A 14342-nucleotide genomic window follows, 5' to 3' on the forward strand; every position below is an offset into this window, starting at 1 on the left:
GCCAGTGTCCGGTCAAGCTGGTGTAAGATAAGCAAATTTGCCGTAGCGACAGGTACTCTGGAAACGATGAATATTCTGGTGGTGGGCCCCAGCTGGGTGGGTGACATGGTGATGGCGCAAACCCTGTTTATCTGCCTGAAACAGCAGCATCCCGGCTGCAATATTGACGTGCTGGCGCCGGACTGGAGCCGGCCGCTGCTCGAGCGTATGCCCGAAGTACGCCAGGCGCTGGGCTTTCCGCTGGGTCATGGTGTGTTTGACCTGACGACCCGCCGCACCATTGGCAAGCAGCTCAAGGGCCAGTACGACCAGGCCATCCTGTTGCCCAACTCGCTTAAATCTGCGCTGACGCCATTTTTTGCCCGTATCCCCAAGCGTACTGGCTGGAAGGGCGAGATGCGCTATGGTCTGCTCAATGATTTGCGCATCCTCGACAAAGAGCGCTACCCGCTGATGATCGAGCGTTTCATGGCGCTGGCCTACGAGGCGGATGCCGAGCTGCCGACACCCTATCCGCGCCCCAATCTTGTTGTGGAAGACGACAGCCGTGCTGCCGCCCTTGCAGCATTTGGTTTGAGCACCGCTCAGCCGGTGCTGGCGCTGTGTCCTGGTGCCGAATTTGGCGAGGCCAAACGCTGGCCGGCGGCCCACTACGCGGTGGTGGCCGATCACATGGTACGCCAGGGTTGGCAGGTGTGGATTTTCGGCTCGGCCAAGGACCGCCCCGGTGGTGAGGAAATCCGTGATGCGCTGATCCCCGGTTTGCGTGAGGAGGTTACCAACCTGGCTGGGGAAACTTCCATGGCCCAGGCCATCGACCTGATGTCGTGTGCCACGGCTGCCGTCAGTAACGACTCCGGCCTGATGCATGTGGCGGCGGCACTGGCGGTGCCGCTGGTGGCGGTATACGGCTCGACTTCGCCCGAGTTCACCCCGCCGCTGGCCGAGCAGGTGGCCATTGTGCGTACCGGCATCGAGTGTAGCCCCTGCTTCGACCGCACCTGTCGCTTTGGTCATTATGACTGCCTGCGCCTGCTCAAGCCGCAGCTGGTAGTGGACGCGCTGGAGCAGCTGGTCGGCGTGCCGGTTGTCTTGCAGGAGCAAGACTGAATGCGCGTCCTGCTGATCAAGACTTCGTCGATGGGTGACATCATCCATACCTTGCCGGCGCTGACCGATGCACAAAACGCCATGCCCGGCATCCGTTTCGACTGGGTGGTGGAAGAGGGCTTTGCCGATATTCCGGCCTGGCATCCGGCGGTGGATCAGGTCATTCCGGTCGCCATTCGCCGCTGGCGCAAGCATCTCTGGCAGACCTGGCGCTCCGGCGAGTATCGCCGTTGCAAACAGCGATTGCGGGAAGGGCAGTATGACCTGGTGCTGGACGCGCAGGGCCTGACCAAAAGCGCCTGGCTGACCCGTGGCCTGCGGGCACCGGTGCACGGGCTGGACAAGCACAGCTCGCGTGACGGTTTTTCGCAGCGTTTTTACGATCACTGCCATGCCGTGAGCTGGGACCTGCATGCGGTCGAACGGTTGCGCACATTGTTTGCCAGCGTACTGGGCTATGAAAAGCCGGCCGGCACAGGTGATTACGGGCTGGACCGTGCGGCGCTGGCCGCCAGGCTGGATAATCCACCGGCACAACCATGGCTGATGTTCCTGCATGGCACCACTTGGCCCAGCAAGCATTGGCCGGAGCACAACTGGCGGGCACTGGCCGAACATTACAGTGCCGCCGGCCAGCTTGTCCGCCTGCCCTGGGGCAGTGCCGAAGAACAGGCGCGGGCGTTGCGCATTGCCGAGGGTCTGCCCGGTGTCGAGGTGCTGCCGAAATTGCGGATAACCGAGGTCGCCTGCTGGCTGGCCGGAGCCCGTGCCTGCGTGGCGGTGGATACCGGTCTGGGTCATCTGGCGGCAGCGCTGGATACCCCCTGTGTGTCACTGTATGGCCCGACCCTGCCGCGCAAGGTGGGTGCCTATGGTCGTGGTCAGGTTCATCTGTGCGCCAGTGGCCCCCATGCGGGCAAGGGTGACAAGCACCAACCCTGTTTTGACAGCCTGGGCGTGCAGCCGGTGATTGCCGCGCTGGACGGGCTGTTGACCGATACTGCGGCGGAGTAACGCATGCAACTGGCTTTTGTTCTGTACAAGTATTTTCCGTTTGGCGGCCTGCAGCGGGATTTTTTACGCATCGCGCTGGAATGCCGGCGGCGGGGGCACCGTATTCGCGTGTATACCCTGAGCTGGCAGGGCGAGATTCCGGACGGCTTTGATGTGCGCATCGCGCCGGTCAGGGCGCTGTTCAATCACCACAAGTACATCCGCTTTCAGCGGTGGTGGCAGGACGATGTGCGGCAGCATCCGGTTAGCCGGGTAGTGGGTTTCAACAAGATGCCGGGGCTGGACGTCTACTATGCTGCAGATGCCTGCTACGAGGACAAGGCGCAGTCGCAGCGTTCGGCGCTGACGCGCATGAGCGGTCGTTACCGGCATTTTGCCGCTTATGAAAAAGCTGTATTTGCACCGGAGTCCAGCACCCGGATCCTGATGATTTCCGCCTTGCAGCAGCCGATATTCCAGCGTCACTACGGCACGCCGGCAGAGCGTTTCCACTTGCTGCCGCCGGGCATCAGCCGTGACCGCAAGGCTCCGGCCAATGCGGCGGAAGTTCGCGCCATCTTCCGGCGCGAATTCAAGCTGGCTGATGATGAGCTGCTGGTGTTGCAGATCGGTTCGGGCTTCAAGACCAAGGGGCTGGACCGCAGCCTGAAAGCGGTGGCCAGCCTGCCGGGAAACCTGCGCAACCGGGTGCGCATGCTGGTCATCGGGCAGGATGATCCCAAGCCTTTTCTGGTGCAGATCAAGGCGCTGGGGCTGGGCAAGCAGGTTGAAATACTCAAGGGGCGTGACGATATCCCGCGCTTTTTGCTGGGTGCCGATGTGCTGATCCATCCGGCCTACAACGAAAACACCGGCACTGTGTTGCTGGAGGCGCTGGTAGCCGGCCTGCCGGTACTGGTCACCGATATCTGTGGCTATGCTCATTACATTGGTGACGCCGAAGCTGGCCTGGTGCTGGAAAGCCCGTTCGAACAGAAAGCGCTGAATCACGCCCTGGCCGGCATGTTGCAGAATCCGCAACAGCGTGTACTCTGGTCACAAAATGCCCTGCATTATGCGCGGGATGCCGACCTGTATTCGATGCCCGAGCGGGCGGCCGACATCATTCTGCAATAACCGCCGGGACGACCGCTGCGCCGCCTGCTGGCGCCGGCAGTCGTCCCAACATTTGGTGCAAAATTCAGGTAAACTTGCCTGCTTGTCATTTCTGCCACTCCCGATATCCGCCGCCATGCCCAAGATCTACGAAGAAATTCCCGTTGAACGTCCGGAAACCCCCCTGCTTGACCGGGTTGATACCCCGGACCAGCTGCGCGGGCTGGCGGAGAAGGATTTACGGGCACTGGCGGACGAGCTGCGTCACTATCTGCTGTGGAGCGTGGGACGTACCGGTGGCCATTTTGCCGCCGGACTCGGCGTGATCGAGCTGACTGTTGCTCTGCATTATGTATTCGAAACGCCGGTTGACCGGCTGGTGTGGGATGTCGGCCATCAGGCCTATCCGCACAAGATCCTGACCGGCCGCCGCGACCGCATGCTCAGCATGCGCCAGAAGGGCGGCCTTAGCGCTTTCCCCAAACGCGATGAAAGCGAGTACGACTGCTTTGGTGTCGGCCATTCCAGCACCTCGATCAGTGCCGCGCTGGGCATGGCGATTGCCGCCCGTGCCGCTGGTGACGCGCGCAAGCACGTGGCCATTATCGGCGATGGCGCAATGACCGCAGGCATGGCCTTCGAGGCCTTGAACCATGCGCCGGACACCGGTGCCGACATGCTGGTGATCCTCAATGACAACGACATGTCGATCTCCAATAATGTCGGCGGCCTGTCGCAGCATCTGGCCAAGCTGATGAGCGGCCGTACCTATACCAGCATGCGCGAGGGTAGCAAGCGCATCCTGTCGCTGGTGCCGGGTGCCTGGGAGCTGGCACGCAAGACCGAGGAACATGCCAAGAACATGATTTCCCCCAGCATCCTGTTCGAAGAGCTGGGCTGGAACTACATCGGGCCGATTGACGGCCACGACCTGCCAATGCTGATCGCCACCCTGCGCAACATGAGCACATTGAAGGGCCCGCAGTTTCTGCACGTGATCACCAAGAAGGGCAAGGGGCTGGCGCCGGCACAGGAGTCGCCGATTGCCTATCACGCCATCAACGCGCACGACCACGTCAAGGACAAGGCACCGCGTTACTCGCATATTTTTGGCCGCTGGCTGTGCGACATGGCGGCTGCCGACCCGCGTCTCTTCGGCATCACGCCGGCGATGAAGGAAGGCTCCGACCTGATCGCCTTCAGCGAGCAATATCCCGAGCGCTACTTCGACGTGGCCATTGCCGAACAGCATGCGGTCACCCTGGCCGCCGGCATGGCCTGTGAAGGCGGCAAGCCGGTGGTAGCGATCTATTCCACCTTCTTGCAGCGTGCCTATGACCAGCTGATCCACGATGTGGCGCTGCAGAACCTGGACGTGCTGTTTGCCATCGACCGCGCCGGTCTGGTCGGCGAGGATGGTGCGACTCACGCCGGCAGCTTCGACCTGTCCTACATGCGCTGCATCCCCAACATGGTGATCATGACGCCCAGTGACGAAAACGAGCTGCGTCTGCTGCTGAATACCGGTTACCACTACCGGGGTCCGGCAGCAGTGCGCTATCCGCGTGGTACCGGGCCGAATGTGGCGGTTAGCGAAACACTGGAAGGCGTCGAAATCGGCAAGGGTGTTGTGCGCCGCGAAGGCGAGCAGGTTGCCCTGCTGGTATTCGGCACCCAGCTGACCAATGCCCTGCAGGCAGCCGAGGCACTGAATGCCACCGTAGCCGACATGCGTTTCGTCAAACCGCTGGATGAAGAGCTGGTCCTGCGGCTGGCGCAAAGCCACAGCCTGCTGGTGACCGTCGAGGAAAACGCTGTTCAGGGCGGGGCAGGCAGTGCAGTGACCGAACTTCTGCATGAATGGGGTATTGTTTTGCCAGTCCTGCAACTGGGACTGCCGGATACCTACATCGACCACGGTGACCAGACGCAGATGCTGGCGGATTGTGGTTTGAGTGTTGATGGTATTGCCACGGCTGTGGCGGAGCGCTTGCAGAATTTGAGTTAATTTTTTGCCTGCGGTGTGGGGTTTTTGCCTGTGTTGTGTGGGTCGTGGTCAAGGCACTTCGCAAAGCTCCGCTGCCACGGTCGCAAGCGCCCATGTCGCTAAACGTTTTGCTACGGCCTTGACCGCTCCCATACACATCGTGGCGGTTGAGAGGGGGTGGCCCGGCCATGCCGGGCTGCTGACGCGTGAACTGGCTGGTTTTTATTGCAGGTCTTCACGCTTGTCATCCTGCCGTATTTTCAATTATTGCTGGATTGCAGGTGTTTGAGCTGAACAGCTTTGACTGCAAGTTTTTATATTCGTCATCCTGCACGCAGCGAAGCTGCAGGATCCACAACCTGCTAGATTCCGCGACTCCACTACGTTCCGCGCGGAATGACAGTCTTTTATAAATATTCCAACCAGACACGGCGACAGCAGTCCGGCGCAGCCGGACCATCATCCCTCCACCCGCACAAGGTTTAGTGGGTCGGGTGGTGTGTCATGCGAAGCATTAGCGCTCGTGCCGAAGCTTGCTTCGGTGCGGGCAGCGTCAGCTTTGCATGGCACACCGCCCGACCCGAAACACCACAGTGCAAAACCCCTTACCGATCACAATAAACTTTCAAAACCCTCAAACGCTCCCGATACAAAGCCTCCCCCAGCTCCGCCCCCTTCAATCCCTTCTCAAGCAACGGCTGCACATCAACCTGACGAATACACCCGGCCGCACCGCGCAAGTACTCTGCCTGTGGATAGTCACGCTCGGTAAAGCCCAGCCGCCCACGGGCATCCATTTCACAGGCATTGATGAAGTCTTCCAGACGGGCTGGCCGGCGCAGGCAGTCTAGCCGCAGCAGCAGCTTTAGCAGCGAAGACGGCCTCAGTTCCAGCGCACGATGGCTATGCAGGTGATATTCACCGACCAGCAATGCCAGCTCGGTGGTTTCGCGGGGCACGCGCAGGCGCTGGCAGACTGCCGTGATCAGGGGAATGCCACGGGCTTCATGACCCAGATGACGGGGCAGGATGTCTTCGGGAGTGATGCCCTTGCCAAGATCGTGCAACAGACAGGCCCAGCGCACATTGAGGTTGTGACCGAAGCGGGCGCATTGCTGTAATACCATCAGGATATGCACTCCAGTATCGATTTCGGGGTGGAACTCGGCCCGTTGCGGTACACCGAACAGCCGGTCAAGCTCCGGCAGCAGGGCCCTGAGTGCACCGGTATCATGCAGCACCTGTATGAATACATCCGGTGCCGGCTCCATCAGGGCGCGGGCGAATTCCTGCCAGATCCGCTCGGCGGCCAGATGCTGCAACTCGCCGGATGTGGCCAGTTGCCGCATGAGATCCAGTGTTTCGTCAGCGATCACGAAGCCCAGGCCGGCATAACGGGCAGCAAAGCGGGCCACCCGCAGCACCCGCAACGGGTCCTCGGCAAAGGCCGGTGACACATGTCGCAAGACCCGGGCCTGCAGGTCGGCCTGGCCGCCGTGCGGGTCAATCAATAGGCCCTGGCTATCCATGGCCATGGCGTTGATGGTCAGGTCGCGGCGCAGCAGGTCCTGTTCCAGCGAGACCGTGGGCGCGGCATGGAAGATGAAACCGCCGTAGCCGTGGCCCGTTTTGCGTTCGGTGCGGGCCAGGGCGTACTCTTCGCCAGTTTGCGGATGCAGGAAGACGGGAAAGTCGCCGCCCACCGGACGATAGCCACGCTCCAGCATCTGTTCAGGCGTTGCTCCCACTACCACCCAGTCAATATCCTGGACTGGCAGTCCGAGAAGCTGGTCGCGTACGGCACCGCCAACTTTGTACACTTGCATGGTTTCTGGCCTGTAAATGCAAAAGCGACATAATGACAGTAGCCGGACAGGCGGGCAAACCGGATACTTGTCGGCGGTCCTTGAAAAAATACTTTATGCCCCCATATGTGGTGGGCAACCCCGATTTCACGGCTTTTGTGATGGTATTGGCAAAATCTATCGGTATAATTTTGTCAATCAATTATGCCTAACGATGCTTTTCACCTAACATGGGCCCCGTACAGTTCTTCAACCCACTGGAGTAATACAGATGGCTTACATCAACAGCGAAGTAAAACCTTTTAAAGCAACCGCCTACCACAACGGCGAGTTCATCGACGTGACCGAAGCCGACCTGAAAGGCAAGTGGTCCGTAGTATTCTTCTACCCTGCCGACTTCACCTTCGTTTGCCCGACCGAGCTGGGCGACCTGGCTGACAACTACGCAGAATTCCAGAAGCTGGGCGTAGAGATCTACTCGGTCTCCACCGACACCCACTTCACCCACAAAGCCTGGCACGACAGCTCCCCCGAAATCGGCAAGATCAACTACCCGATGATCGGCGACCCTACCGGCCAGATCACCCGCAACTTCGACGTGATGATCGAAGAAGCTGGCCTGGCTGACCGTGGTACCTTCGTGATCGACCCGCAGGGCGTGATCCAGATCGTTGAAATCAACGCCGGCGGTGTTGGTCGTGACGCTCAGGAGCTGCTGCGCAAGGTTAAAGCTGCCCAGTACGTTGCTGCCCACCCGGGTGAAGTCTGCCCTGCCAAGTGGAAAGAAGGCGACGCTACCCTGGCTCCATCCCTGGACCTGGTCGGCAAGATCTAAGCCCGAGCGCTTGAGTCTGCCCAGCCTGCCGGCTACCCGCCGGCAGGTACCCACGCCCGGGCTTACCCGTCCGGGCGTTTTTGTATCCGAATTTTGTCGTTGCCAGAGCTAGGTTCATAAAACCGGTGCAGCTGGCAGTTATTCCCGGTAAACACAGCACTGAGGTCAATCATGTTGGACGCCAACCTAAAAGCACAGCTTCAAACCTATTTACAGAAGGTGACGCAGCCTTTCGAAATTGTTGCGTCCCTTGATAACAGCGCCAAATCCACCGAGCTGAAAAGCCTGCTGGAAGAAATCGCCAGCCTGAGTGACAAGATCACCCTCAAGCTGGATGGCAAGGACGAGCGCAAACCTTCCTTCGCCCTGAACCGTATCGGCGAGAACATGGGTGTGGTATTTGCCGGTATCCCCATGGGTCACGAGTTCACCTCTCTGGTACTGGCGCTGCTGCAGGTGGGTGGTCACCCGTCCAAGCTGGCCCAGGAAATGATCGAGCAGATCCAGGGGCTGGACGGCCGTTACGAGTTTGAAACCTACTTCTCCCTGTCCTGCCAGAACTGCCCGGACGTGGTGCAGGCGCTGAACCTGATGGCGGTACTGAACCCCAACATCCGCCACGTCGCCATCGATGGCGCGCTGTTCCAGGAAGAAGTGGAGCAGCGCCAGGTGATGTCGGTACCGATGGTATTCCTCAATGGCGAAATGTTCGGCCAGGGCCGCATGGGCGTCGAGGAAATCGTGGCCAGGCTGGATACCGGCTCCGCCGACCGCGCCGCCGAGAAGATGAATGAGCAGGCTCCTTTTGAGGTGCTGGTGGTGGGTGGTGGTCCTGCCGGCTCTGCTGCGGCGATCTACTCTGCCCGTAAAGGCATCCGTACCGGTGTTGCCGCCGAGCGTTTTGGTGGCCAGGTGATGGATACCCTGTCGATCGAGAACTTCATCTCTGTAAAAGAGACCGAAGGCCCGAAACTGGCCCGTGCGATGGAAGAGCACGTGCGTGAGTACGGTGTCGACATCATGAACCTGCAGCGTGCCAGCAAGCTGATTCCTGCGGCCGAACAGGGTGGCCTGCATACCGTCGAGTTCGAGTCCGGTGGCAAGCTGCAAGCCAAGACCGTGATTCTGGCCACCGGTGCCCGCTGGCGCGAAATGAACGTACCCGGCGAGCAGGAATATCGCACCAAGGGTGTTGCTTACTGCCCGCACTGTGACGGCCCGCTGTTCAAGGGCAAGCGTGTGGCGGTGATTGGTGGCGGCAACTCTGGTGTGGAAGCAGCCATCGACCTGGCCGGTATCGTGGCCGAAGTGACCCTGATCGAGTTCGATACCCGGCTGCGTGCTGATGAAGTATTGCAGAAGAAGCTGAACAGCCTGGCCAACGTCAAGGTGATCAAGAACGCCCTGACCACCGAAGTCAAAGGCGACGGCAGCAAGGTCACCGCGCTGGTGTACAAGGATCGCGCCACCGAGGAGCTGCACACCATCGAGCTGGAAGGCATCTTTGTCCAGATCGGCCTGCTGCCCAACAGCGAGTGGCTGAAGGACACCGTGGCTCTCAGCAACCGTGGCGAGATCGAGATCGACGCCCGTGGTGCCACCAGCGTTCCTGGCGTATTCGCAGCCGGTGACGTGACCACTGTGCCTTACAAGCAGATCATCATCTCCATGGGTGATGGTGCCAAGGCTTCACTGAGTGCCTTTGATCACATCATTCGCAACTCCTGATCTGATAGTTTCGTTTGATACAAAAAGCCCCGCAGCCGGAAGGTTAGCGGGGTTTTTTGTGTTTTTTGCACTTGTGGCTGGCGGGCCGGGTGAGGCGCTCCGCAAAGCTGACGCTACCTGCGCCGAAGCAAGCTTCGTCACAGGCGCTGATGCTTTGCTCCGGCCCCACCCGGCCCGCAATGGCCACGTGCGGGTGGGGGGAGGTGGTCCGGCTACGCCGGACTGCTGTCGCTGTGTTTGGTCGGAGTATTTCTAAAATGCTGTCATTCCGCGCGTAACGCAGTGGAGTCACGGAATCTGGCGGATATGGGTCCTGCAACTTCGCTTCGCTTCGCTGCGTGCAGGATGGCGATATGAAAATTTGCAATTAAAGCCGTTCGGTTCAAGTGACAACAACTGAGCCAGTTCACGCGTCAGCAGCCCGGCGTAGCCGGGCCACCCCCTCTCAACCGCCACGATGTGTATGGGAGCGGTCAAGGCCGTAGCAAAGCGTTTAGCGCCATGGGCGCTTGCGACCGTGGCAGCGGAGCTTTGCGAAGTGCCTTGACCGCGACCTCACACAGCACAGGCAAAAACATCACACAGAACTGGCAAAAACTATCCTCTTTTTACAAGATCAGGATATTTCGCAGCCCATTCAGTAAAACCACCATTCATGCTATACACCCGCTCAAACCCCTGACTGTGCAGGTAGGCTGCCGCACTCTGGCTGGCATGACCGTGATAGCACACCACTACGGTGGGCGTATCCATGTCAGCTTGCTGGATAAAGGCGGCCACGGAATGATTGTCGAGATGAAGGGCACCGGGCATGTGGCCCTGGGCAAAGCTGTCCGGGTCACGTACATCGACGATGACGGCATCTTCGTCCATCAAGTCGGCAGTTTCTTCTACGCTGAGGTAGCCAAAGGATTCCATGCTGTTTCCTGTCTGAAAATCATGTGTGAGAAAGAAGGCAGTCGGTTACTGGCGCTGGTCGCTGCAGTCGCGGCGGTGATATTCGCCGCTTTCAAGGTTGTATAGCGTCATGGCCGCGCCCCAGACACAGCCGGTATCCAGCGCGATGGCGTTGGTATGGGTGCTGCGGCCTTCCAGTGCGGCCCAATGGCCGAAAATGACCCGGTGCTGTTCCAGCGTCCGGCCGGGATGGACGAACCAGGGGGCATAGCCCTCGGGTGCCTGATCCGGGCCGCTTTTGGCTTTCAGCTGCAGTTTGCCTTCGGCATTGCAGAAACGCATGCGGGTGAAGTAGTTGGTGATCACGCGCAGGCGCTCGTAACCGTCCAGCGTATCGTTCCAGAGCTTGGGCTTGTTGCCGTACATGTTGAGGAAGAAGTCGCCGATACGCGTGTCGTCCTGCAAAACGGCTTCCACCTCGGCGGCACGGGCCAGCACCTGTTCCAGCGACCACTGTGGTGGTACACCGGCATGTACCAGCAGGGTGTCGAAATCCGCATCGTAATGGGCCAGTTTTTGCTGACGCAGCCAGGCCACCAGCTCGGCACAGTCCGGGGCGTCGAGGATTTCCTGCAGAGTATCGTGTTTCTTCAGGAAGTCGTGATGCCAGGCCGTGGCCAAAAAGTGCAGGTCATGGTTGCCCAGCACAATGCACAGCGAGTCGCGCATGCGGTACAGAAAACGCAGGGTTTCCAGCGAGGCCGGGCCGCGGTTGACCAGGTCGCCGACCAGCCACAGGCGGTCGCTTGCCGGGTCAAAATTGACGCGATCAAGCAGCTGTTGCAGCGGCGTGAGGCAGCCCTGCAGGTCGCCTACGGCATAGGTTGCCATCAGTGCAGTGCTCCGGGCTGGGCCAGGGTGAAGGGTGCGATCGGTGTGTTGAACTCGATGCCTTCCGCCGTCTGCATGCCGAAGCTGCCCTGCATGCTGCCCACTTCGGTATTGAGCAGGGTACCGCTGGTGTAGCGATATTCGGTGCCGGGCGGAATCACCGGCTGCTCGCCGACCACGCCTTCGCCGCGCACCTCCTGGGTCTTGCCGTCACCGTCGGTGATGATCCAGTGCCGTGTCAGCAGCTGGACCGGCTCGTCACCTTCGTTGCGCACGATGATGTCGTAGGCAAAGACGTAACGTTGCTCGTCCGGGGCCGAGTGATCGGGAATATAGCGGGTAGTGACTTCGACCCGTACGGGAAAATCGTGGTTCATGATTCTGCTTGCAAAGTATTCATGGCGGCAAAACGGTCAGCCAGGTGGACAAAGTCGGCCAGCTCCAGTTGCTCCGGGCGTAGCGCGGGGTCGACACCGACGGCTTCGATGTCTTCGCTGGTCATCAGGTTTTTCAGGGTGTTGCGCAAGGTCTTGCGGCGCTGGTTGAAGGCTTCGCGCACAACGCGGTCCAGCGCCCTGGCATCCTGAGCCGGGTGGGGCAGTTCGTCATGTGGCGTCAGCCGCACAATGGCCGAGTCCACCTTGGGCGGCGGGTTGAAGGCGCCGGGTCCGACATTGAACAGGTGCTCGACCCTGCAATGGTACTGCACCATGATCGACAGCCGGCCCCAATGGCCGCTACCGGGTTTTGCGCTCATGCGCTCGACCACTTCCTTCTGCAGCATGAAGTGCATGTCACGGATCAGTCCGGCATGGCCGAGCAGGTGGAAAATCAGCGGGGTGGAGATGTTGTAGGGCAGGTTACCCACGACGCGCAGGCTGTGCGGCTCCACGCCGAGAGTGGCAAAGTCGAACTGCAGGGCGTCGCCTTCGTGCAGGCAAAAGTTGGGTTTGAGGCCAAAGCGCAGCTTGAGCAGGGGGATCAGGTCCTTGTCCAGCTCGATCACGTCCAGTTGTGCGCCGCTGCTCACCAGCCCTTCGGTCAGGGCACCCTGGCCGGGTCCGATTTCCAGCAGGCGTTCGCCTTCGCGTGGAAAGATCGCCCGCAGGATGCGGTCGATGACGCCGGCATCATGCAGAAAATTTTGTCCGAAACGCTTGCGCGCCCGGTGTTGATAAAGTTCGGCCATGCTCAGCTCCGTAAAAACAGCAGGCTAGTGTAGCAAAGCAGGCGTAAAGGGGTCAGGTACATTTATCCCGGGACAAATGTACCTGACCCCTTTACGCCTGGAATTTGAGGAGGATCTGCTGCAGCCCCAGCCAGGGATCTCCGGTCTGTTGTCCCTTGGCCTGCTCGTCGATGATCTGGGCGCTTTGCAGCAGCTGGTTCCAGTGGCTTGCGCGCTGGCGCTGCAGGGCTTGCTGCACCAGCGGCTTGCGGGTGGCCGGCCAGACGCGGCTGGTTACCTGGCTGACTGACTGGCCCTGTTCGACCTGGGCTGCAAGGGTCGCCAGCTGACGGATCTCCCGTGCCAGTGCCCAGAGGATTACCGGCACCTCGTTGCCCTCGCTGCGCAGGCCGTTGAGGATGCGCAGACTGCGTACGCGATCACCGGCCAGCATGGCGTCGGTCAGGGTGAAGATGTCGTAACGTGCGCTGTCGGCAATCGACTGCTGCACGGTTTCCATGTCCAGGTGGGTGGCATCGGTGAGCAGGACCAGTTTTTCGATTTCCTGGGCGGCAGCCAGCAGGTTGCCTTCGACCCGGTCGCTGATGAACTGCAGCACTTCGGCATCGGCGCTCAGACCCTTTTTGGCCAGACGCTGGCTGAGCCAGGCCGGCAGCTGTTCGGCCGTGACAACGGGAATCTGTACAAAGCCGCAGACGGGGCTGTCCATGAGGGCCTTGGCCCACTTGGTCTTGAGAGTGCTGCTGTCCAGTCGCGGGACGGTAATCAGCAGCAGGGTGTCTTCGGCCGGGCGCTCCAGATAGTCCAGCAGCACCTTGGCACCGCTGTCGCCGGGTTTGCCGCCGGGCATGTTCAGCTCGAGAATGCGCTTTTCGGCAAACAGGGACAGGCTGGCACTGGCCTCGCGCAGGCTGTTCCAGTCGAAGCTGCGCTCGACATGAAACACCTGGCGCTCGCTGAAGCCCTGCTCTCGGCATGCCTGGCGGATGGCGTCACAGGACTCGCGCTGCAGCAGGGGATCATCGCTGCTGACCAGAAAGATCGGCAGCAGATCCTTGCGCAGCTGGGCACCCAGCTTGTCCGGATACAGGCGCATCAGTTGATCTGGAACATCTTTTCTTCTTGCTGCAGGCGCTGTTGCTCGGCTTCACGGGCAGCCGCCTCTGCATCGGCCTTGATCTGTGCCGCCTCACGCAGCTGCTCCAGCTGGGCCGGTTTGATCGCCTGCAGGCGCAGCATCAGCTGCATCACCAGCTCGTTGCGCATTTCGTCACGCAGCATGCGGGCTTCTTCCGACGAGGCGGAAACATGGTTCTGGTTGAATGACTGCGCACGCTGGATTTCGGCCTGACCCCTGATCAGGGCCGGCAGCTGGCCCGAGCGGATCTCGTAGTCCACTGTGCTGGTCAGCATCTGCTCTGAGCTGCGGGTGCCGGCGGTAAAGCTGACAACCCGCTGGCTCTGTGTTTCGCGTCCCAGATGCAGGCTGTATTCGGCGCTGTCGGTCAGCTCCACGCCCTGGGCACGCAGACGCTCCTGCAGTTGTGAAGCCAGGGGAGCAAGCCGGTCATCGGAGCTGAAACGCAGCTCTTTCAGGGAAAACTCGAAATTTCCGGTGCCGCGCAGCTGGAAGCCGCAGGCCGATAGCACCAGGGCCAGAGACAGGGTAAACAGGTGGGCTAGACGCATGGTGGAACCTATGTGAAATGTGGGTTTTCGATATCGGGAACCGGACAGGGGCTTGCTGTGCTCACAGTGGCTGCCTGGCCCGCTTGTGCAAGCAGCCCCGTG

13 protein-coding genes are annotated in these 14342 nt (G+C 60.4%); 6 read left to right on the forward strand and 7 right to left on the reverse strand.

Features of this window, described 5'->3' with window-relative positions; translation table 11 throughout:
• The first annotated feature begins 66 nt into the window (after positions 1–66).
• From waaF to dxs, 4 genes are all read left to right on the forward strand, one after another.
• A complete protein-coding gene (waaF, locus tag AR306_RS00620) occupies positions 67–1110 on the forward strand; it encodes a lipopolysaccharide heptosyltransferase II (protein WP_101495615.1) in 1044 nt (347 codons plus the stop codon).
• Positions 1111–2124, forward strand: coding sequence for a lipopolysaccharide heptosyltransferase I (waaC, locus tag AR306_RS00625; protein WP_101495616.1), 1014 nt, complete (start codon positions 1111–1113; stop codon positions 2122–2124).
• A gap of 3 nt (positions 2125–2127) precedes the next feature.
• Complete coding sequence (locus tag AR306_RS00630; protein WP_101495617.1) at positions 2128–3240, forward strand: glycosyltransferase family 4 protein; 1113 nt, start codon at positions 2128–2130, stop codon at positions 3238–3240.
• A gap of 115 nt (positions 3241–3355) precedes the next feature.
• Positions 3356–5227, forward strand: coding sequence for a 1-deoxy-D-xylulose-5-phosphate synthase (dxs, locus tag AR306_RS00635; protein ID WP_101495618.1), 1872 nt, complete (start codon positions 3356–3358; stop codon positions 5225–5227).
• Between the two features lie 584 nt (positions 5228–5811).
• On the opposite strand, the gene AR306_RS00640 is transcribed toward dxs, so the two are convergent.
• Positions 5812–7032, reverse strand: a complete 1221-nt coding sequence (locus AR306_RS00640) for a multifunctional CCA addition/repair protein (protein WP_101495619.1) — start codon at positions 7030–7032, stop codon at positions 5812–5814.
• A 250-nt stretch (positions 7033–7282) separates the two neighbouring features.
• Between AR306_RS00640 and ahpC the strand changes: the two genes are divergently transcribed.
• On the forward strand, positions 7283–7846 hold the full coding sequence (gene ahpC / locus AR306_RS00645; protein WP_101495620.1) for an alkyl hydroperoxide reductase subunit C: 564 nt from the start codon (positions 7283–7285) through the stop codon (positions 7844–7846).
• 171 nt (positions 7847–8017) lie between these two features.
• Positions 8018–9574, forward strand: a complete 1557-nt coding sequence (gene ahpF / locus AR306_RS00650) for an alkyl hydroperoxide reductase subunit F (RefSeq protein WP_101495621.1) — start codon at positions 8018–8020, stop codon at positions 9572–9574.
• A 597-nt stretch (positions 9575–10171) separates the two neighbouring features.
• Here ahpF and glpE read toward each other — a convergent pair.
• From glpE to AR306_RS00680, 6 genes are all read right to left on the reverse strand, one after another.
• Positions 10172–10492 (reverse strand): thiosulfate sulfurtransferase GlpE, encoded by a 321-nt coding sequence (gene glpE / locus AR306_RS00655; protein ID WP_101495622.1) that lies wholly within the window; start codon positions 10490–10492, stop codon positions 10172–10174.
• A gap of 45 nt (positions 10493–10537) precedes the next feature.
• The gene (locus AR306_RS00660) at positions 10538–11362 is read right to left on the reverse strand and encodes a symmetrical bis(5'-nucleosyl)-tetraphosphatase (RefSeq protein ID WP_101495623.1); all 825 of its coding nucleotides are present in this window, start codon (positions 11360–11362) and stop codon (positions 10538–10540) included.
• On the reverse strand, positions 11362–11742 hold the full coding sequence (gene apaG / locus AR306_RS00665) for a Co2+/Mg2+ efflux protein ApaG (protein WP_407071172.1): 381 nt from the start codon (positions 11740–11742) through the stop codon (positions 11362–11364). The genes AR306_RS00660 and apaG overlap by 1 nt, the downstream gene beginning before the upstream one ends.
• Positions 11736–12551 carry a 16S rRNA (adenine(1518)-N(6)/adenine(1519)-N(6))-dimethyltransferase RsmA gene (rsmA, locus tag AR306_RS00670; protein ID WP_101495625.1) on the reverse strand — a complete coding sequence of 272 codons (816 nt, stop codon included), beginning with the start codon at positions 12549–12551 and terminating at the stop codon, positions 11736–11738. The genes apaG and rsmA overlap by 7 nt, the downstream gene beginning before the upstream one ends.
• Positions 12552–12642: 91 nt before the next feature.
• The gene (holA, locus tag AR306_RS00675) at positions 12643–13647 is read right to left on the reverse strand and encodes a DNA polymerase III subunit delta (RefSeq protein ID WP_101495626.1); all 1005 of its coding nucleotides are present in this window, start codon (positions 13645–13647) and stop codon (positions 12643–12645) included.
• A complete protein-coding gene (locus AR306_RS00680; protein ID WP_101495627.1) occupies positions 13647–14240 on the reverse strand; it encodes an LPS-assembly lipoprotein LptE in 594 nt (197 codons plus the stop codon). Before AR306_RS00680 ends, holA begins: the two co-directional genes overlap by 1 nt.
• Positions 14241–14342: the final 102 nt, after the last annotated feature.

This window comes from Thiopseudomonas denitrificans (assembly GCF_002866065.1).
GTDB lineage: Bacteria > Pseudomonadota > Gammaproteobacteria > Pseudomonadales > Pseudomonadaceae > Thiopseudomonas > Thiopseudomonas denitrificans.

What these genes read in the sequence shown, in the direction of transcription:
- waaF (WP_101495615.1), top strand. Translation starts at nt 67, where the DNA reads ATGAATATTCTGGTGGTGGGCCCCAGCTGGGTGGGTGACATGGTGATG.
- waaC (WP_101495616.1), top strand. Translation starts at nt 1,111, where the DNA reads ATGCGCGTCCTGCTGATCAAGACTTCGTCGATGGGTGACATCATCCAT.
- AR306_RS00630 (WP_101495617.1), top strand. Translation starts at nt 2,128, where the DNA reads ATGCAACTGGCTTTTGTTCTGTACAAGTATTTTCCGTTTGGCGGCCTG.
- dxs (WP_101495618.1), top strand. Translation starts at nt 3,356, where the DNA reads ATGCCCAAGATCTACGAAGAAATTCCCGTTGAACGTCCGGAAACCCCC.
- AR306_RS00640 (WP_101495619.1), bottom strand. Translation starts at nt 7,032, where the DNA reads ATGCAAGTGTACAAAGTTGGCGGTGCCGTACGCGACCAGCTTCTCGGA.
- ahpC (WP_101495620.1), top strand. Translation starts at nt 7,283, where the DNA reads ATGGCTTACATCAACAGCGAAGTAAAACCTTTTAAAGCAACCGCCTAC.
- ahpF (WP_101495621.1), top strand. Translation starts at nt 8,018, where the DNA reads ATGTTGGACGCCAACCTAAAAGCACAGCTTCAAACCTATTTACAGAAG.
- glpE (WP_101495622.1), bottom strand. Translation starts at nt 10,492, where the DNA reads ATGGAATCCTTTGGCTACCTCAGCGTAGAAGAAACTGCCGACTTGATG.
- AR306_RS00660 (WP_101495623.1), bottom strand. Translation starts at nt 11,362, where the DNA reads ATGGCAACCTATGCCGTAGGCGACCTGCAGGGCTGCCTCACGCCGCTG.
- rsmA (WP_101495625.1), bottom strand. Translation starts at nt 12,551, where the DNA reads ATGGCCGAACTTTATCAACACCGGGCGCGCAAGCGTTTCGGACAAAAT.
- holA (WP_101495626.1), bottom strand. Translation starts at nt 13,647, where the DNA reads ATGCGCCTGTATCCGGACAAGCTGGGTGCCCAGCTGCGCAAGGATCTG.
- AR306_RS00680 (WP_101495627.1), bottom strand. Translation starts at nt 14,240, where the DNA reads ATGCGTCTAGCCCACCTGTTTACCCTGTCTCTGGCCCTGGTGCTATCG.